Origin of the sequence: Modicisalibacter sp. MOD 31.J, from assembly GCF_020147985.1 — a bacterium.
GTDB lineage: Bacteria > Pseudomonadota > Gammaproteobacteria > Pseudomonadales > Halomonadaceae > Modicisalibacter > Modicisalibacter coralii.
Genome location: NZ_JAGXFF010000001.1, coordinates 1,197,495 through 1,215,524 on the forward strand (window position 1 = coordinate 1,197,495; position 18,030 = coordinate 1,215,524).

15 protein-coding genes are annotated in these 18,030 nt (G+C 66.4%); 14 read left to right on the top strand and 1 reads right to left on the bottom strand.

Going from position 1 to position 18,030, the window contains the following annotated elements; all coding sequences use genetic code 11:
- Nucleotides 1-5: 5 nt before the first annotated feature.
- The 10 genes from mraY to lpxC all read left to right on the top strand — a co-directional run bounded on the left by mraY (nt 6) and on the right by lpxC (nt 11,652).
- A complete protein-coding gene (gene mraY, locus KGR00_RS05360; protein WP_129141926.1) occupies nt 6-1,088 on the top strand; it encodes a phospho-N-acetylmuramoyl-pentapeptide-transferase in 1,083 nt (360 codons plus the stop codon).
- 46 nt (nt 1,089-1,134) lie between these two features.
- A complete protein-coding gene (gene murD, locus KGR00_RS05365; protein WP_224419805.1) occupies nt 1,135-2,523 on the top strand; it encodes a UDP-N-acetylmuramoyl-L-alanine--D-glutamate ligase in 1,389 nt (462 codons plus the stop codon).
- Entirely contained in the window at nt 2,520-3,671 is a 1,152-nt protein-coding gene (gene ftsW, locus KGR00_RS05370) for a putative lipid II flippase FtsW (protein ID WP_224417379.1), read from the top strand. Before murD ends, ftsW begins: the two co-directional genes overlap by 4 nt.
- Nucleotides 3,672-3,752: 81 nt before the next feature.
- The gene (gene murG / locus KGR00_RS05375) at nt 3,753-4,823 is read left to right on the top strand and encodes an undecaprenyldiphospho-muramoylpentapeptide beta-N-acetylglucosaminyltransferase (protein WP_224419804.1); all 1,071 of its coding nucleotides are present in this window, start codon (nt 3,753-3,755) and stop codon (nt 4,821-4,823) included.
- Between the two features lie 43 nt (nt 4,824-4,866).
- Nucleotides 4,867-6,279, top strand: coding sequence for a UDP-N-acetylmuramate--L-alanine ligase (gene murC, locus KGR00_RS05380; RefSeq protein WP_224419803.1), 1,413 nt, complete (start codon nt 4,867-4,869; stop codon nt 6,277-6,279).
- Nucleotides 6,276-7,220 carry a D-alanine--D-alanine ligase gene (locus KGR00_RS05385; protein WP_224417378.1) on the top strand — a complete coding sequence of 315 codons (945 nt, stop codon included), beginning with the start codon at nt 6,276-6,278 and terminating at the stop codon, nt 7,218-7,220. The genes murC and KGR00_RS05385 overlap by 4 nt, the downstream gene beginning before the upstream one ends.
- 5 nt (nt 7,221-7,225) lie before the next feature.
- Entirely contained in the window at nt 7,226-7,948 is a 723-nt protein-coding gene (locus KGR00_RS05390; RefSeq protein ID WP_129141930.1) for a cell division protein FtsQ/DivIB, read from the top strand.
- A 206-nt stretch (nt 7,949-8,154) separates the two neighbouring features.
- The gene (gene ftsA / locus KGR00_RS05395) at nt 8,155-9,429 is read left to right on the top strand and encodes a cell division protein FtsA (protein ID WP_129141931.1); all 1,275 of its coding nucleotides are present in this window, start codon (nt 8,155-8,157) and stop codon (nt 9,427-9,429) included.
- Nucleotides 9,430-9,463: 34 nt separating this feature from the next.
- Nucleotides 9,464-10,624, top strand: a complete 1,161-nt coding sequence (gene ftsZ / locus KGR00_RS05400) for a cell division protein FtsZ (RefSeq protein WP_129141932.1) — start codon at nt 9,464-9,466, stop codon at nt 10,622-10,624.
- Nucleotides 10,625-10,737: 113 nt separating this feature from the next.
- The gene (gene lpxC / locus KGR00_RS05405; protein ID WP_129141933.1) at nt 10,738-11,652 is read left to right on the top strand and encodes a UDP-3-O-acyl-N-acetylglucosamine deacetylase; all 915 of its coding nucleotides are present in this window, start codon (nt 10,738-10,740) and stop codon (nt 11,650-11,652) included.
- A 66-nt stretch (nt 11,653-11,718) separates the two neighbouring features.
- On the opposite strand, the gene KGR00_RS05410 is transcribed toward lpxC, so the two are convergent.
- Nucleotides 11,719-12,198, bottom strand: coding sequence for a DciA family protein (locus tag KGR00_RS05410; protein ID WP_224417377.1), 480 nt, complete (start codon nt 12,196-12,198; stop codon nt 11,719-11,721).
- A gap of 64 nt (nt 12,199-12,262) precedes the next feature.
- On the opposite strand from KGR00_RS05410, the gene KGR00_RS05415 reads away from it, so the two are divergent.
- The 4 genes from KGR00_RS05415 to KGR00_RS05430 all read left to right on the top strand — a co-directional run bounded on the left by KGR00_RS05415 (nt 12,263) and on the right by KGR00_RS05430 (nt 17,736).
- Entirely contained in the window at nt 12,263-12,622 is a 360-nt protein-coding gene (locus tag KGR00_RS05415) for a hypothetical protein (protein ID WP_224417376.1), read from the top strand.
- A gap of 83 nt (nt 12,623-12,705) precedes the next feature.
- Nucleotides 12,706-15,435 carry a preprotein translocase subunit SecA gene (gene secA, locus KGR00_RS05420; RefSeq protein WP_224417375.1) on the top strand — a complete coding sequence of 910 codons (2,730 nt, stop codon included), beginning with the start codon at nt 12,706-12,708 and terminating at the stop codon, nt 15,433-15,435.
- A gap of 72 nt (nt 15,436-15,507) precedes the next feature.
- Nucleotides 15,508-16,722: a bifunctional glutamate N-acetyltransferase/amino-acid acetyltransferase ArgJ gene (gene argJ / locus KGR00_RS05425; protein WP_224417374.1), complete on the top strand. Its 1,215-nt coding sequence runs from the start codon at nt 15,508-15,510 to the stop codon at nt 16,720-16,722.
- Nucleotides 16,723-16,788: 66 nt separating this feature from the next.
- Nucleotides 16,789-17,736, top strand: a complete 948-nt coding sequence (locus tag KGR00_RS05430; RefSeq protein ID WP_224417373.1) for a Nudix family hydrolase — start codon at nt 16,789-16,791, stop codon at nt 17,734-17,736.
- The last annotated feature ends 294 nt before the right edge of the window (nt 17,737-18,030 follow it).

Genomic DNA, 18,030 nt, shown 5'->3' on the forward strand with positions numbered 1-18,030 from the left:
GATACATGCTGCTGTTGCTAGCCGATTTTCTCTCGCAGTTCCAAAGCGCCTTTACGGTCTTCAACTACCTCACGCTGCGCACCATCCTGGGTACGCTGACCGCCTTGCTGCTCTGCCTGTGGCTGGGGCCGACGGTGATCCGCCGCCTGGTGGAGCGCCAGATCGGGCAGGCGGTGCGCGACGACGGCCCGCAGTCGCATCTGTCGAAGGCCGGCACGCCGACCATGGGCGGGGCGATGATCCTGATGGCGATCGCCATCAGTACCCTGCTGTGGGGGGACCTGACCAACCACTACGTATGGCTGGTGCTGATCGTCACCCTGGGCTTCGGCGCCATCGGCTGGGTCGATGACTATCGCAAGGTCGTCGAGAAGAATCCGCGTGGCCTGCCGGCGCGCTGGAAGTACTTCTGGCAGTCGGTGCTGGGCATCGGCGCGGCCGTCTTCCTCTATGTCACCGCGGCCAGCCCGGTGGAAACCAGCCTGATCGTCCCGCTGTTCAAGGAAGTGGTGATCCAGCTGGGGCTGTTCTACGTGGTGCTGACCTACCTGGTGATCGTCGGCAGTTCTAATGCGGTCAACCTCACCGACGGTCTCGACGGGCTGGCGATCATGCCCACGGTGATGGTCGCCATGGGGCTGGCGGTGTTCGCCTACGCCAGCGGCAATACCGTGTTCGCCGAGTACCTGCACATCCCCCAGGTGCCCGGCGCCGGGGAGCTGGCGGTGTTCTGCGGCACCATCGCCGGCGCCGGTCTGGGATTCCTGTGGTTCAACACCTACCCGGCCCAGGTCTTCATGGGCGATGTCGGCGCCCTGGCGCTGGGGGCCGCACTGGGCGTGGTGGCGGTCATCGTGCGCCAGGAGATCGTGCTGTTCGTGATGGGCGGGGTGTTCGTCATGGAAACCGTCTCGGTGATCCTGCAGGTGGGCTCCTACAAGCTGACCGGGCGGCGCATCTTCCGCATGGCGCCGCTGCATCACCACTTCGAGCTCAAGGGCTGGCCCGAGCCGCGGGTCATCGTGCGCTTCTGGATCATCACCGTGGTCCTGGTGCTGCTGGGCCTGTCCACGCTGAAGATTCGCTGAGCGGCATGTCGGCGCTGGCGTATCCAACCAGGCGAGAGGGATGGCGATGACAAGGGTGCCGCGGGGTCACACGCTGGTGGTCGGCCTGGGCGTCTCGGGCCGGGCGATCGCCGGGCACCTGAGCCGTCTGGGTCGGCCCTTCGTGGTGGCCGACACCCGGCCGGCGCCGCCGGGACTCGACGACTTTCGGCGCGCCTTCCCGGGCGTGGCGGTGCACTGCGGGGCGTTGACCGATATCGATGCCAGCGCCGCCGAGGAGATCGTGCTGAGTCCCGGTGTCGATCCGCTGACGCCGGGCATCGCCGATTACTGGCGGGCCGCTGGCGAGGGGAGTGACGCGGGTCCACGGGTGATCGGCGAGATCGCCCTGTTCGTGCGCGCCTGTCGGGCACCGATCGCGGCGATCACCGGGTCCAATGCCAAGTCCACGGTGACCACGCTGCTCGGCGAGATGGCCCGGGAGGCCGGCCGGCGGGTGGCGGTCGGCGGCAATCTGGGGACGGCGGCCCTCGACCTGCTGATCGAGCGGCCCGATGCCGAGCTGTTCGTTCTCGAACTGTCGAGCTTCCAGCTCGAGACCACGCCCCGGCTGGGCGCGGAGAGCGTCGCCTTTCTCAATCTTTCCGAGGATCATCTCGACCGGCATGGCGATATGCCCGGCTATCGCGCCGCCAAGGCGGCGATCTTCCGGGGCGCCCGCCATGCGGTGGTCAATGGCGAGGATCCGCTGACCTGGCCGGATGATCCGGCACTGCCGGTCGAGCGTTTCACCACCCGGGCGCCGCAGGACGGCGAATGGGGGATCAAGCGTGACGGGGACGACGCCTGGCTGATGCACGGCGAGCGTACACTGATGCCGACCGGCGAGCTGCGCCTGGCCGGCCGCCACAATCAGGCCAACGCCCTGGCGGCGCTGGCCATGGGCCGGCACCTGGGCTTTCCGTTGGACGCCATGCGCCGGGTGCTCGCGCGTTTCCCCGGCCTGGCGCATCGCGGCGAGCTGGTCGCCGAGGCGGCAGGGGTGCGCTGGATCAACGACTCCAAGGGCACCAACGTCGGCGCGACCCTGGCGGCGATCGCCGGCATCGGGCCGACGCTCGCCGGGCGCCTGATCTGGCTGGGCGGCGGCCTGGGCAAGGGGGCCGATTTCACGCCGCTGGCGGCCCCGTTGCAACGCTATGCCCGGGAGGCGATCGTCTTTGGCCGGGATGCCCCGCTGCTGGTCGAGACCCTGACGGACAGCCTGCCGGTCACCCGCTGCGCGGATCTCGACGCCGCCATGGACCGCGCCGCGGCGCTGGCCCGCCCCGGCGACTGCGTCCTGCTGTCGCCGGCCTGCGCCAGCCTCGATCAGTTCACCGATTATCAGGCGCGCGGCGAGGCGTTCCGCACCGGGGCGCAGGCCTGGCAGCAGCGCACGGAGGAGACACCATGATCGCCGGCCTGTCGCGTCGCTTGTCGACGGCCCACCAGGCGTGTGACGGCTGGCTGCTGATCGCCACGCTGTCGCTGCTGCTGCTGGGCTGGGTGATGGTCACCTCGGCGTCGACCGAGATCGCCACCAGCCTGACCGGCAACCCCTACTATTTCAGCCTGCGTCATGGGGCCTTCGTGGTCATCTCGGTGCTGCTCGCCACGCCCTTGATCAAGGTGCCGCTGGCCTGGTGGCGGGACAACGGCGGCAAGCTGCTGATCGTGGGGATCCTGCTGCTCGTGGTGGTGCTCCTCATCGGCTCCGAGGTCAACGGCAGCCGGCGCTGGATTCCGCTGGGGCTGGTCAACGTCCAGGCCTCGGAGCTCGCCAAGCTGTTCCTGATCGTCTATCTGGCCGGCTACCTGGAGCGCTTCCTGCCCGGGGTGCGTCGCCACTGGTGGGAGTTCGTCAAGCCGCTGGTGATCCTGGTGCCGGTGGGTATCCTGCTGATCCTCGAACCCGACTACGGGGCGCTGGTGGTGATGACCGGCTGCGTGATGGGCATGCTGCTGCTGGCCGGGGCGCCCCTGATGCGCTTCATCCTGCTGATGATCGCGGTGGTCCTGCTGGGCGCCTACGTGGCGGTGGCCGAACCCTATCGCCTGGAACGCATCACCAGCTTCGCCAATCCGTGGGCGGACATGTACGATTCCGGCTATCAGTTGACCCAGGCGCTGATCGCCTACGGCCGCGGCCACTGGTTCGGGCTGGGGCTGGGCAACAGCGTGCAGAAGCTCTTCTACCTGCCCGAAGCGCACACCGACTTCGTCTTTGCCGTGATCGCCGAGGAGCTCGGGCTGGTGGGGGCGGTGGCGGTGATCGGTCTGTTCGCGCTGCTGGTCTATCGGGCGCTGGCGATCGGCCGGCGTGCCGAGCTGGCACGATTGCCGTTCGGCGCCTACCTCAGCTACGGTATCGCCCTGGTTTTCGGCGCCCAGGCCTTCATCAACATCGCCGTGAGTACCGGCATGCTGCCGACCAAGGGGCTGACACTGCCGCTGCTCAGCTACGGCGGTTCGAGCCTGGTGGTGAGTTGCGTGATGGTGGCGCTGCTGATTCGCGTCGATCTCGATACCCGCAAACGGGGCCGCGCGTCAGCGGCCCGATGACTGACAAGGAGCGCTCAGGCGGTGACAACGGAAGTGGCTTCCCCGGCAGCAGCCTCGGGCCGGCTCGATCGGGTCCTGATCATGGCCGGCGGTACCGGCGGGCACGTGATTCCTGCGCTGTCGCTGGCCGGCGCGCTGCGTGAGCGCGGCGTGCGCGTGGAATGGCTGGGCAGTCCGCGGGGGATCGAGAATCGCCTGGTGCCCGCCGCCGACCTGCCCCTGCACCAGATCGACATCGCCGGACTGCGTGGCAACGGCGCGGCGGGCTGGCTGGCGGCCCCGATTCGCCTGATGCGCGCCGTCGCCCAGGCGCGGCGGGTGATCCGTGATTTCGACCCGCAGCTCGTCGTCGGGCTGGGGGGGTTCGCCAGCGGCCCCGGCGGGCTGGCCGCCTGGCTGACCCGGCGAGCGCTGATCATTCATGAACAGAACGCGGTGGCCGGGCTGACCAACCAGGTGCTGGCGCGCCTGGCCACCCGGGCCTATGCGGCGTTCCCCGGGGCATTTCGCAAGGGCGGGGCCCGGCGCGAGGCGATCGTCATCGGCAACCCGGTGCGCGCGGAGATCGCCGGCGTCGGCGAATCACCGCGCCGGGCCGGGGACATGCAGGGGCGACGATTGCGCCTGCTGGTCGTCGGCGGGTCGCTGGGCGCGGTGGCGCTCAATCAGTTGTTGCCCGAGGCCCTGGCGCAGTTGTCCGGCGAGCGGCGGCCCGAGGTGCGCCACCAGGCCGGGCGCGACCGACGCGCGGCCACCGAGCAGGGCTATACGGCGGTGGGGGTCGAGGCCGAGGTCAGCGAATTCATCGACGACATGGCCGCCGCCTACGACTGGGCCGATCTGGTGGTGTGCCGGTCCGGGGCGCTGACGGTCAGCGAACTGGCCGCCGCCGCCAAGCCGTCGCTGCTGGTGCCGTACCCCCACGCCGTCGACGACCATCAGACGACCAATGCCCGTTATCTGGTCGATGCCGGTGCCGCGCGACTGCTGCCGCAATCCTCCCTGAGTGCCACGTCCCTGGCCCGGACGCTGGACGAGGTACTCGATCCCGACCTTCTTGCCACCATGGCGAGCGCGGCGCGCGGCCGCGCCCATCTCGACGCCGTCGAGCGCCTGGTGGCCGGCTGCATGGAGACCGCCCTTGAGCGATAGCAAGCTTTCCCCCGTTCCCGGCCAGCTGCGCAAGGGGCCGGGCATGCGCCGCATTCGCGGTATCCACTTCGTGGGCATCGGCGGTGCCGGCATGTGCGGCATCGCCGAGGTCCTGGCCAACCAGGGGTATCGGGTCAGCGGCAGCGACCTCAAGGCCTCGGCGGTGACGGCGCATCTCGAGGGCTGCGGGATCCGCATCGCCATCGGCCACGATCAGGCCAATGCCGAGGGCGCCGACGTTGTGGTGGTCTCGTCGGCGGTCGATACCACCAACCCCGAGATCGCCTGGGCCCGGGAGCATCGCATCCCGGTGGTGCGCCGCGCCGAGATGCTCGCCGAGCTGATGCGCTTTCGCCACGGCATCGCCGTCGCCGGCACCCACGGCAAGACGACGACCACCAGCCTGACCGCCACGCTGCTCGCCGAGGGCGGTCTGGACCCGACCTTCGTGATCGGCGGCAAGCTGACCAGCGCGGGTACCAACGCCCGGCTGGGCGAGGGCGACGTGCTGGTCGCCGAGGCCGACGAATCCGATGCCTCCTTCCTGCACCTGCAGCCGATGGTGTCGATCGTCACCAACATCGACGCCGATCACATGGCGACCTATGCCGGCGACTTCGCCCGGCTCAAGGACACCTTCGTCGAGTTCCTGCACAATCTGCCGTTCTACGGCCTCGCCGTGCTGTGTCTCGACGATGCCAATGTCCGCGAGCTGCTGCCCCGCGTGCAGCGCCAGTTCGTCACCTACGGTTTCGACGCCGATGCGGATTACCGGCTCGCCGACTTCGTGCAGAGTGCCGGCGAGATCCGCTTCACCGCGCTGCGCCCCGAGGGCCATGCGCCGCTGTCCGTCCGGCTGGCGATGCCCGGTGAGCACAACGCGCTCAACGCCCTGGCGGCGATCGCCGTGGCCACCGATGCCGGGGTCGACGACGAAGCGATACAGCGCGGTCTGGCCGGTTTCGCTGGAGTGGGGCGGCGCTTCCAGGTCCATGGCGAGTACGCCTTGCCCGACGGTCGCGGCGAGGTCATGCTGGTCGACGACTATGGCCATCATCCGCGCGAGGTGGAGATGATCATTCGCGCGGTGCGGGCCGGCTGGCCGCGCCGGCGCCTGGTGATGGTCTATCAGCCCCACCGTTTCTCGCGGACCCGCGACCTCTACGAGGATTTCGTGCGCGTGCTCTCCGAGGTCGACACGCTGTTGCTGCTCGATGTCTACAGCGCCGGCGAGACGCCGATTCCCGGTGCCGAGGGGCGCAGTCTGGCCGGTTCGATTCGCCAGCGCGGTCAGGTCGATCCGCTGTTCGTCGAGACCAAGGCGCAGTTGCCGCGGTTGCTGGGTAACGTCCTGCAGGATGGCGATATCCTGATCACCCAGGGGGCCGGTGACATCGGCGGCATTGCGGTGGCGCTGGCCGCCAGTCATCTTCGCTTGCAGGAGGTCGCGTTATGAGCGTCGAGTGTCGAGCGGGAGCGGCGTCTGCCGCCGATTACGGGCGGGTCATCGTCCTCTACGGGGGCGATTCCGCGGAACGCGAGGTGTCGCTGGTCAGTGGCGCGGCGGTACTGGCGGCGCTGCAGCGCAGCGGGGTCGACGCACGGGGCTATGATCTCGCCGCCGGCGGCCTGACCGGACTCGAGGCGCTGGCCCCGGAGCGTGTCTTCATCGCGCTGCACGGCCGTGGCGGCGAGGACGGCACCCTGCAGGGCGCCCTGGAGCTGCTGAAGATTCCCTACACCGGCAGTGGGGTCCTGGCCTCCGCGCTGGGCATGGACAAGCAGCGTACCAAGCAGCTCTGGCATGCGCTGGATCTGCCCACCCCGGCCAGCATCACCCTGGGGCCGGACGCCGACTGGGCGAGTGTCGTCGAGCGGCTGGGGCTGCCGCTGGTGGTCAAGCCCGTTCACGAGGGCTCGACCCTGGGCATCACCATCGTCGAAAGCCTCGAGGAACTGGCCTCGGCCTACCGCGAGGCGGCGCGTTTCGATGCCGCGGTCATGGCCGAGCGCTTCGTGCGCGGCGAGGAATATACCGTGTCGCTGCTCGGCGACGTCATCCTGCCGGCGATTCGCGTCGAGGTGCCCACCGGCTTCTACGATTACCAGGCCAAGTACCACTCCGACGAGACCCATTATCACCTGCCGTGCGGGCTGGCTCCGGCCGATGAGCGCCGGCTGGGCGAGCTGTGTCGCGATGCCTTCCGGGCGATCGGCGGCCGGGGCTGGGGGCGGGTCGATGTCATGCGCGACGCCGAGGGCCGTTTCTGGCTGCTCGAGGTCAACACGGTGCCGGGGATGACCGATCACAGTCTGGTGCCGCAGTCGGCCGCCCATGCGGGCATCGACTTCGACGCCCTGGTGCTGCGCATTCTCGATACCACCCTGGAGCCCTGAGTCGCATGGCGGCAAGCGGTTCGCGGGGTTCGATTCTCGGGGTGATCCTGCTGGTGGTGCTGGTTGGCGCCGGCGGCCGCGCACTCTGGCTGTGGCTCGATCGGCCGGTGGAGCGGGTCTCGATTCGCGGTGACCTGGAACATGTCAGCGCCGACTATCTGCGCGGCAAGCTGGCGCCGCTGGTCAGCGGGCAGACCTGGCTGTCGGTGAATCTCGACACCCTGCGCGACCGGGCGCGAAACATCGAGTGGCTGGACGAGGTGCGTGTCTCGCGCCACTGGCCCAACGCCCTGACGTTCGAGCTCTTCGAGCAGCAGCCGGTGGCGCGCTGGAACGATACGGCGTTGCTCAATCCCCGCGGCGAGCCCTTCCAGCGTGACGGCGTGGCGGTGGACGAGACGTTGCCCGACCTGGCGGGGCCGGCGGGCAGCGGCGCGGAGGTGCTGGGCTGGTACGATCGCCTGCAGAATCAGTTGAAGTCCCTGGGCTTGCAGGTCACGCAATTGAGGCTGGAGGATCGGGGCGCCTGGCGCTTCCAAGTCAATGACGGATTGTGGGTCATGCTGGGGCGCAATGCCCGTGAAGAGCGTTTGGCCCGATTCATTGCCGCGTGGCGTCGTCAGTTGGGTTCGCAGGCGTCGCGAATTCGCTACATCGATCTGCGGTATCCGAACGGTGTTGCCGTTGCCTGGCACGGGGAGAACGATGGCAAGTTGGCCGAAAAGTGATTCGAGTGACGCGGCTTTCCCGGAGTAATCGCCCGCCGTTAAAGGCATGAGGGTATTTCTTTCGGAAAAAAATACCCGTATTCTGACCCGGTATTCGACAGGGTCGCTGTCAAATCGGTATGAAACTTCTATACTTCGGCCCGTCTTTAATCGGCTCTGATAAACGGATTCTTAATTCAGTGAAGATCGAGGAGTGATCCCGACCCATGGCAGGACAATCCAATGCTTCCAATATGGTGGTCGGGCTGGATATCGGAACATCCAAGGTTGTCGCGATAGTCGGGCAGCCCACTGACGACGGTGGGCTGGAAATCGCCGGCATCGGCTCGCACCCCTCACGGGGCATGAAGAAAGGCGTCGTCATCAACATCGAATCCACCGTCCAGTCGATTCAGCGGGCCGTGGAGGAAGCCGAGTTGATGGCCGGGTGCGATATCCATTCGGTGTATGTCGGCATCGCGGGCAGCCATATCAGTTCCATGAATTCCGATGGCGTGGTGGCGATCAAGGACCGCGAAGTGACACCCTCGGATATCGAGCGCGTCATCGACTCGGCCCGAGCCCGGGCGATTTCCGAAGGGCAGCGTATTCTTCACGTGCTGCCCCAGGAGTTCGCCATCGATACCCAGGAAGGCATTCGCGAGCCGCTGGGGATGTCCGGTGTGCGTCTCGAGGCGCGGGTTCACCTGGTCACCGCGGCGCTCAATGCCGTCCAGAATATCGAGAAGTGCGTACGGCGTTGCGGCCTGGAGGTCGACGCGATCATTCTCGAGCAGTTGGCGTCGAGCCACGCCGTGCTGACCGAGGACGAGCGCGAACTCGGCGTCTGCATGGTCGACATCGGTGGTGGCACCACCGACATCGCCGTGTTCACCGAAGGGGCCATCCGTCACACGGCGGTGATCCCCATCGCCGGCGATCAGGTGACCAACGATATCGCCATGGCGTTACGTACGCCGACCCAGTATGCGGAGGACATCAAGGTCAAGTATGCCTGTGCCTTGACCCAGTTGGCCTCCAGCGACGAAATGATCAAGGTTCCCAGCGTGGGGGACCGGCCGGCGCGTGACTTGTCGCGTCAGTCGCTGGCCGAAGTGGTCGAGCCACGCTACGAGGAACTGTTCACTCTGGTACGTGAGGAACTGCGGCGCAGCGGTTACGAAGATCTCGTGGCGGCAGGCGTGGTGTTGACCGGGGGCACGGCGCGCATGGAAGGCGTGGTCGAGCTCGCGGAAGAAATTTTCCACATGCCGGTGCGTATCGCCAGTCCGCAGAACGTCCGCGGCCTGGCAGACGTGGTACGCAATCCAATTTATTCTACGGGTGTGGGTTTGCTACTCTACGGAATGCGTGACGCCAAACATGGTGAGAACCGTGTCGTGTCCGCCCAGCCCCGTAGAGAGGAAATCTCACGGCGTGGTCTCAAGGACGGTATCTCGGCGCTGGATCGGGTCAAAGGCTGGTTCAAAGGAAATTTCTGACAAGGCCGCATTGTGGCCACAGGAGACGGGGCAAATGTTCGAACTGGTAGATAATGCACCTTCCAGCAGCGCTGTCATCAAGGTGATCGGCGTTGGTGGCGGGGGCGGCAACGCCGTCAACCACATGGTCGAGAGCAACATCGAGGGCGTCGAATTCATCTGCGCCAACACCGATGCGCAGGCCCTCAAGCGGGTCGCCGCGAAGACCGTTCTCCAGTTAGGCAGCGAGATCACCAAGGGGCTCGGCGCCGGGGCCAGCCCCGATGTCGGTCGCCAGGCGGCGATGGAGGACCGCGAGCGGATCGCCGAGCTGCTCCAGGGCGCCGACATGGTCTTCATTACCGCCGGCATGGGCGGGGGCACCGGCACCGGCGGGGCGCCCGTGGTCGCCGAGGTGGCCAAGGAACTGGGCATTCTCACCGTGGCCGTGGTGACCCGGCCCTTCCCCTTCGAGGGGCCCAAGCGCATGCGGGTCGCCGAGGAGGGCATGCGTGAGCTGTCCGAGCATGTCGATTCGCTGATCACCATCCCCAACGAGAAGCTGCTGGCGGTGCTGGGCAAGAGCGCCAGCCTGCTGACGGCCTTCAGTGCGGCCAACGATGTCCTGCTGGGCGCCGTGCAGGGGATCGCCGAACTGATCACCAGCCCGGGTATCATCAACGTCGACTTCGCCGACGTGCGCACGGTGATGTCCGAGATGGGTATGGCGATGATGGGGACCGGTGGGGCGGTCGGCGAGAATCGCGCCCGCGAGGCCGCCGAGAAGGCGATTCGCAGCCCGCTGCTCGAGGACATCGATCTGCACGGCGCGCGCGGTATTCTCGTCAACATCACGGCGGGGCCGGATCTGTCGATCGGCGAGTTCAACGACGTCGGCGCCACGGTCCAGGAATTCGCCTCCCAGGACGCGACCATCGTGGTGGGCACCGCCATCGACATGGAAATGTCCGACGAGTTGCGCGTCACGGTGGTTGCCGCGGGTCTCGACGGCGCACGGGAAAAGCCGGCCGCCCGCGAAGCGGTGGCGCGTCCCGAGACGACCGACTACCGCAAGCTGCAGCAGCCGACCGTCATGCGTCAGCAGGCGAAGGCCGATCAGGAAGAAGCGGCCAAGGCGCGTCAGGAGCGCCGCAAGTCCAAGGAAATCGACGATTATCTCGATATCCCGGCCTTCCTGCGCCGTCAGGCCGATTGAGGCCCGCTATGGCCGCCATAGGCATGGCCGGATGACATTTTTTTGGTTAAACGGATGTTCGATGTTATAGTGAACACTGTTTGACAACTTACATGACAGCCTGGCCATTGCCCATGATCAAGCAACGTACCCTCAAGAACACCATGCGCGCCACCGGCGTGGGCCTGCATTCGGGCGAAAAGGTCTATCTGACCTTGCGTCCGGCGCCGGCCAACACGGGTATCGTGTTCGTGCGCACCGACCTCGAGCCGGAAGTCCGCATTCCGGCGCGTGCCGAGAACGTCACCGACACCAAGCTGTGCACTGCCCTGTCCAGCAACGGCGTCAAGGTGGCGACCGTCGAGCACCTGATGTCGGCTTTCGCCGGCCTGGGCATCGACAATGCCTTCGTCGAGCTCAGTGCGCCGGAAGTGCCGATCATGGACGGCAGTGCCGGCCCCTTCGTCTTCCTGATCCAGTCCGCGGGGATCGCCGAGCAGGAGGCGCCGAAGAAGTTCATTCGCATCAAGCGCGAGATCGTCGTTCGTGAGGATGACAAGGAGGCGGTGTTCCTGCCTCATAACGGCTTCAAGGTCACCTTCGCCATCGATTTCGACCACCCGGTCTTCGATCAGCAGAAGCAGCTGGCCAGCGTCGATTTCTCGACCACCTCCTTCGTCAAGGAGGTGTCGCGGGCGCGCACCTTTGGCTTCATGCGTGATCTCGAGTTCCTGCGCTCCCAGAATCTGGCCCTGGGCGGCAGCCTCGACAACGCCATCGTGGTGGACGAATACCGCATCCTCAACGAGGGCGGTCTGCGCTACGAAGACGAGTTCGTCAAGCACAAGGTTCTCGACGCCATCGGCGATCTGTACCAGTTGGGGTACAGCCTGATCGGTGAGTTCCGTGGCGTGAAGTCCGGTCACTCGCTCAACAATCAGTTGTGCCGGGCCGTGCTGGCCAATCCCGATGCCTGGGAAATCGTCACGTTCGAGGACGCTTCCCAGAAGGCCCCGATCTCCTATTCGGCGCCGGCCATGGCCATGTGACCCGGTCGAGACGATTCAGCCAGGCTTCGACGCCAGCCCCCGGGCTGGCGTTTTTTCGTCTCGGGGTCAGGGCTCGGGCGGGCGTTCCGCGTGGGAGGCCAGGCGCTCGAGGGCGCGTTTGAGGCGGGGGTCGTCGGTGTCGCGGGCGCAGGACGAGATCTCGTCGGCAGCGCGGGAGGAGAGCGAGCGGGTCTGTGTGGGGGGAGGCTTCGGCGGATTCACGGGACGTACCTTGAAGCTCAGGGCGGTCACCGCCTCGAAGCCCGGCAGCTCGTGCAGCAGAGCCAGCAGCCGTGACTGTTCGTAGCGCAGTCGGGTCAGCCACACGGCGGCATCGGTGATGAGTGTCAGGCGGCCCTGACGGTAGCCGCCGACGAAGAGGTGCGGGCGCACGTCTTCCGGGAGGTGGGCGCGCAGGTGCGTCTGGGCCTGCTCGATGAGTCCGGCCATGCGCATCAGTCCGCCCAGGTCGGACGCACCCCGTGAATGGCCGTCCAGTAACCGCGTCGCGGGCTGGGCGCGAAAACGCTTAGCCTTTATACTCATTGGCTTGCCCGTGAATCTTCGAATCGTCTGTGCAATCTAGCATGCCCGGGAGCCCCTCGACAGCATGAGCGATACTCTGACAGCACCGATGGCCGGCGGCGGCCGCTGCCGACAGCGCGCCAGGCGCATGTCGCGCTGGTGGCTCGCCGGGCTGTTGGTCGGCTGTCTGCTGCCGACCTCGCTGAGCCATGCCGAGGCGCTGCGCTTCGCCGAACAGCTCACCCAGATTTGCCTGATGGCGCCGGCGGCGATTCGCGCCGAATCGCGGCGTGTCGCCCGGCGACGGGCGCGTCGCTGCCTGCCGCCGCGCCGGCGTCGCCCGGCGACCCCCGTCAGCCAGGCTCATGACGCCCGGGTGGCCCTGCGCCCGCGCAGTACCGGACTGGACAGCCTCAACCCCCGCGGGCCGCCCCGTCTCGTGTGACGAACAGCGGCGATCGCGTCGCTCACGCCAGTCTCGCCGGGTGCTCGGCGCCCAGGTTAACGCACGATGACACGGAATCCCTCATGATCAACACTCTGGTACGCAAGCTGGTCGGCTCCAAGAATGACCGCGAGATCAAGCGGATGGGCAAGCTGGTCGGTGACATCAACAAGCACGAGGAAAGCCTCCAGGCGCTTTCCGACGAGGCCCTGCGGGGGCAGACCGAACAGTTGCGCGAACGGCTCCGCAACGGGGAAGCCCTCGACCTTCTGCTGCCCGAGGCCTTTGCCACGGTACGCGAGGCCAGTCGCCGCATCATGGGCATGCGTCACTTCGACGTGCAGTTGATCGGGGGGATGACGCTGCACAACGGACTCATCGCCGAGATGAAGACCGGCGAGGGCAAGACCCTGGTGGCGACCCTGGCGGTCTATCTCAACGCCTTGCCCGGTCGCGGTGTGCACGTGGTGACGGTCAACGACTATCTGGCCCGGCGCGATGCGGAGTGGATGCGTCCGCTCTATGAGGCGCTGGGTCTCACGGTCGGGGTCATCTATTCCGGCCAGTCGCCGGACGAGAAGCGCGAGGCCTATGGCTGCGACATCACCTACGGCACCAACAACGAGTACGGCTTCGATTACCTGCGCGACAACATGGCCTTCTCGCTCGAGGAAAAGGTCCAGCGCGAACTGCATTATGCGATCGTCGACGAGGTCGATTCGATCCTGATCGACGAGGCGCGTACGCCGCTGATCATCTCGGGGCCCGTGGAAGAGAACACCGAGCTCTACAAGGTCGTCGATCGCCTGGCGACCGAGCTGACCCAGTGCGAAGACCCCGAGGATCCGGAAAGCGGTGACTTCAACCTCGACGAAAAGCAGAAGCAGGTGGAGCTGACCGAGACGGGGCATCACAAGGTCGAAGAGTTGATGCGCCGTCAGGATCTGCTGGCCGAGGAGGACTCGCTCTACTCCGCGCAGAATCTGGGATTGCTGCAGCACATGCATTCCGCGCTGCGTGCCCGTCATCTGTTCCATCGTGACGTCGACTACATCGTCAACAACGGCGAAGTGGTCATCGTCGACGAGCATACCGGCCGCAGCATGCCCGGGCGTCGCTGGTCCGAGGGCCTGCACCAGGCGGTCGAGGCCAAGGAAGGGGTCACCATCCAGAAGGAAAGCCAGACGCTGGCCTCGACCACCTTCCAGAACTACTTCCGGCTCTACGAGAAGCTCTCCGGCATGACCGGCACGGCCGATACCGAGGCCTTCGAGTTCCGTCAGATCTATGGTCTCGACGTCACGGTCATTCCCACCAACAAGCCGATCGCCCGTGTCGACTACAACGATCTGGTCTATCTCTCCGCCCAGGAGAAGTTCGAGGCGATCATCGAGGACGTCAAGACCCAGCGCGATGCCGGGCGGCCGATCCTGGTGGGGACCGCCTCGATCGAGACCTCGGAGTTGCTGGCGGGGCTGATGAAGCAGGCCGGCATTCCCCACAACGTGCTCAACGCCAAGCAGCATCAGAGCGAGGCGGAGATCATCGCCCAGGCCGGTCGCCCGGGCGCGGTGACCATCGCCACCAACATGGCCGGGCGCGGTACCGACATCGTGCTCGGCGGCAACTGGGAGGCCGAGGTCGCCAAGCTGGACGACCCCAGCGAGGCCCAGATCGAGGCCGCCAAGGCCGAATGGCAGGAGCGTCACGATGCCGTGCTCGAAGCCGGCGGCTTGCACGTGATCGGCTCCGAGCGGCACGAGTCGCGGCGCATCGACAATCAGTTGCGCGGTCGTGCCGGGCGTCAGGGCGATCCCGGTTCGACGCGCTTCTTCCTGTCGCTGGAAGACAATCTGATGCGGCTGTTCGGCTCCGAACGTGTGCAGCGGCTGATGCAGGCGCTGGGTCTCGAGCGCGGCGAGGCGATCGAGCACAAGATGGTATCCAATGCCGTCGAGCGGGCGCAGAAAAAGGTCGAAGGTCGCAACTTCGATATCCGCAAGCAACTGCTCGAATACGACGACGTGGCCAACGACCAGCGTCGCGTGATCTACGACCAGCGTGACGCCATCCTGGGGGCCGACGACGTCTCCGACAACGTCGCCGGCATTCGTGACGAGGTGCTCGACGAGACCGTCAGTGCCTATGTGCCGCCCCAGAGCCTTCCGGAGCAGTGGGATCTCGAGGGACTTCAGCAGAACCTCAAGAGTGAATTCAATCTCGATGTGCCGCTGATGCAGTGGGCCGAGGAAGATGACAACTTCCACGAGGAAGTGCTGCGGGAACGCCTGCAGAGTCAGCACCGCGAGATCTACGCCGCCAAGGTCGAGGCAGTGGGCGAGGAGCTGATGCGCCGCTTCGAGAAGCAGGTCATGCTGCAGGTGCTCGACACCCGCTGGAAGGAGCACCTGCAGACCATGGATCACCTGCGGCGCGGTATCCACCTGCGCGGCTATGCCCAGAAGAATCCCAAGCAGGAGTACAAGCGCGAGGCCTTCGAGCTGTTCCAGAACCTGCTCGCCAATATCAAGCACGACGTCACGCGCATTCTCAGTCACGTGCAGGTGCGCCGGCAGGAAGAGGTCGAGGAGCTCGAGCGTCAGCGTCGCGAGTCCCTGGAGCGCGAACAGGCCGCGGCCACCCAGCGTCACGACGAGCTCGGCGACGCGGCGGCGGATGGCGATGCGGCGGACGACGCCGAGGCGGCGCCGGCACAGACGGTGCGGCGGGAAGGCCCCAAGGTCGGACGTAACGACCCGTGCCCCTGCGGTTCCGGCAAGAAGTACAAGCAGTGCCACGGTCGGCTGAGCTGAACCGCGACTGACGGGCGGTGTCAGGCGCTGTCCATTATCGATTCGTGTCAGGACTTTTCAGGAGAGAGATGCATGGCGGTAGGCGAGGCGGTCTTCCCGCAAATGCCGGTCATCGAGGGCATTCGGCTCGGCACGGCGCAGGCCGGGATCAAGAAGCCCGGGCGTCGGGACCTGGTGGTGATCGAGTTGCCGGAAGGCAGTTCGGTGTCGGGTGTCTTCACCCGCAATGCCTTCTGCGCGGCTCCGGTGCATGTCGCCAGGCGTCATCTTCGCCAGGCCGGCACGCGCTATCTGGTGATCAATACCGGCAATGCCAACGCCGGTACCGGCGAGCGGGGGATGCGCGATGCCGAGGCCACCTGCCAGGCGCTGGCCACGTTGGCCGGGTGCGCCGCCGAGGCCGTGTTGCCGTTTTCCACGGGCGTCATCGGCGAGCCGCTGCCGATGGCGCGCCTGGAGGCGGGGCTGCCTGATGCGCTGGCTGGCCTGGATGACGGCGCCGAGGCCTGGCAACGGGCCGGCGAGGGCATCCTGACCACCGACACCCGCGCCAAGGGCGCCACGGCCACCTGCACGATCGGCGGGCGTACCGTGACCATCAACGGTATCAGCAAGGGCTCGGGCATGATCCAGCCCAACATGGCGACCATGCTGGCCTTCGTCGCCACCGATGCGGCGATCGAGCCGTCGCTGCTCGATTCGCTGCTTCGCGAATCGGTCGACCGGAGCTTCAACTGCATCACCGTCGACAGCGATACCTCGACCAATGACGCCTGCCTGCTGATGGCGACCGGTCGCAGTGCCCAAGTGGCCGAAGCCTCGGATATCGCCGCCTTCCGCGAGGCCCTCGATCGGGTGATGCTGGCTCTGGCCCAGGCGATCATTCGTGACGGCGAAGGTGCCACCAAGTTCGTGACGCTGGCAGTCAGTGAGGCCCGGTCGCGCCGCGAGGCGCTGGATGTCGCCTTCACTGTTGCGCACTCGCCGCTGGTCAAGACCGCCCTGTACGCATCGGATGCCAACTGGGGACGGATTCTCGCCGCCGTGGGCCGCGCACCCGTCGAGGACTTCGATGTTTCCGCCGTGACCATCGACCTGGGCGATGTGCGGTTGGTCGAGGGCGGTGGGCGCGCCGAGGGCTATACCGAAGCCTCGGGCAGTCGCGAAATGGCCCGCGAGGAGATCACCATCCGGATCGCCCTGGGGCGCGGTGACGCCGCCGCTACCGTCTGGACGACCGATCTGTCGCACGACTATGTCTCCATCAACGCCGACTATCGAAGTTGACAAAAATGCGCCGATGGCGGCGCCCCGTACCGAAAAAAAGCCAAGGTTCAGAGGTAACAGCGCAACATGATCAAACGACGGGTGCACGTGGCGGCTGCCGCCATCTTCAGCGACGACGGCGGGGAAGTCCTGCTGGCCAGGCGGCCTTCGACGGTCGATCAGGGTGGGCTCTGGGAGTTTCCCGGCGGCAAGCTGGCGCCTTACGAAACCGGTTTCGAGGCCTTGAAGCGTGAACTCCACGAAGAGCTCGGGCTCTCCATCGAACGCGCGCAGCCGCTGATCCGTGTGCATCACGAATATGCCGACAAGCATATCCTGCTCGATGTCTGGCAGGTGCATGCCTTCGGCGGCGAGCCTTACGGCCGTGAAGGGCAGGCCGTGCGCTGGGTGCCGCTGGGCGAACTCTTCAACTATCCGTTCCCCGCTGCCAATTTGCCGATCCTGCGTGCGGTGATGCTGCCCACCGAATATCTGATCACCGCCGAGGAGCCCGATGACGCGGCCTTTCTGACCAAGCTGGAACGGGCGCTGAAGGAAGACGGGATTCGTCTGGTGCAGCTGCGCGCCAAGACACTGGATGAGGCCGCCTACCTGACCCGTGCCGAGAAGGCCCTGGCGTTGTGCCATTCCTACAACGCTCGTCTGTTGCTCAACGCCGAGCCCGAAACGCTCGAGCAGGTCGACGCCGATGGCGTGCATCTGACCAGTGAGCGCCTGATGACCCTCGAGCGCCGGCCCGTGGCTCAGGACAAGTGGCTTTCCGCTTCGACGCATGATGCCGCCCAGCTCGAACAGGCGGCGCGCATCGGCTGCGATTTCGTCACGCTCTCGCCACTGCGTACCACGCCCACGCATCCCGATGCCACCCCGTTGGGCTGGCACGATTTCCAGCAACTGGTGGAACCGGCCGGCATGCCGGTGTTCGCGCTGGGCGGCATGACCCGCCACGATGCCAATCATGCGCGTGCGGTAGGGGCGCAGGGCATCGCCTCGATCCGGGATTTCTGGCGCTGATTGCCGGCCTTGCGCCGCGGCCCGGCGAGCGTGCTTTCTCCTTCTGGCGCTCGCCGGCCCGGTGGACTACACTTTTTTCGCTTTGGGGCTTGTCAGATCAATAGGAGATGCGTAAAGTACGCATCCGCTGCCGACGACGGGACACGTCACCGGCGGTGACGGGAGAAGCAAGTGGCTGTTTCTTCGAGGGTTTTGGAAAACGGCGGTGAACAAATCGCTTGCCGGATCGCCTCGAAGGCTGTAGACTTCGCTCCCACGATTCGCCGGCCTTTCGGGGTCAGCGGTCAAGCGCGG

Excerpts from the sequence above, each read along its gene's own strand:
- KGR00_RS05410 (WP_224417377.1), bottom strand. The coding sequence starts at position 12,198 with ATGAGTATAAAGGCTAAGCGTTTTCGCGCCCAGCCCGCGACGCGGTTA.
- ftsW (WP_224417379.1), top strand. The coding sequence starts at position 2,520 with ATGATCGCCGGCCTGTCGCGTCGCTTGTCGACGGCCCACCAGGCGTGT.
- murD (WP_224419805.1), top strand. The coding sequence starts at position 1,135 with ATGACAAGGGTGCCGCGGGGTCACACGCTGGTGGTCGGCCTGGGCGTC.
- murG (WP_224419804.1), top strand. The coding sequence starts at position 3,753 with ATGGCCGGCGGTACCGGCGGGCACGTGATTCCTGCGCTGTCGCTGGCC.
- secA (WP_224417375.1), top strand. The coding sequence starts at position 12,706 with ATGATCAACACTCTGGTACGCAAGCTGGTCGGCTCCAAGAATGACCGC.
- argJ (WP_224417374.1), top strand. The coding sequence starts at position 15,508 with ATGGCGGTAGGCGAGGCGGTCTTCCCGCAAATGCCGGTCATCGAGGGC.
- lpxC (WP_129141933.1), top strand. The coding sequence starts at position 10,738 with ATGATCAAGCAACGTACCCTCAAGAACACCATGCGCGCCACCGGCGTG.
- KGR00_RS05390 (WP_129141930.1), top strand. The coding sequence starts at position 7,226 with ATGGCGGCAAGCGGTTCGCGGGGTTCGATTCTCGGGGTGATCCTGCTG.
- KGR00_RS05430 (WP_224417373.1), top strand. The coding sequence starts at position 16,789 with ATGATCAAACGACGGGTGCACGTGGCGGCTGCCGCCATCTTCAGCGAC.
- KGR00_RS05415 (WP_224417376.1), top strand. The coding sequence starts at position 12,263 with ATGAGCGATACTCTGACAGCACCGATGGCCGGCGGCGGCCGCTGCCGA.
- ftsA (WP_129141931.1), top strand. The coding sequence starts at position 8,155 with ATGGCAGGACAATCCAATGCTTCCAATATGGTGGTCGGGCTGGATATC.
- ftsZ (WP_129141932.1), top strand. The coding sequence starts at position 9,464 with ATGTTCGAACTGGTAGATAATGCACCTTCCAGCAGCGCTGTCATCAAG.
- mraY (WP_129141926.1), top strand. The coding sequence starts at position 6 with ATGCTGCTGTTGCTAGCCGATTTTCTCTCGCAGTTCCAAAGCGCCTTT.
- KGR00_RS05385 (WP_224417378.1), top strand. The coding sequence starts at position 6,276 with ATGAGCGTCGAGTGTCGAGCGGGAGCGGCGTCTGCCGCCGATTACGGG.
- murC (WP_224419803.1), top strand. The coding sequence starts at position 4,867 with ATGCGCCGCATTCGCGGTATCCACTTCGTGGGCATCGGCGGTGCCGGC.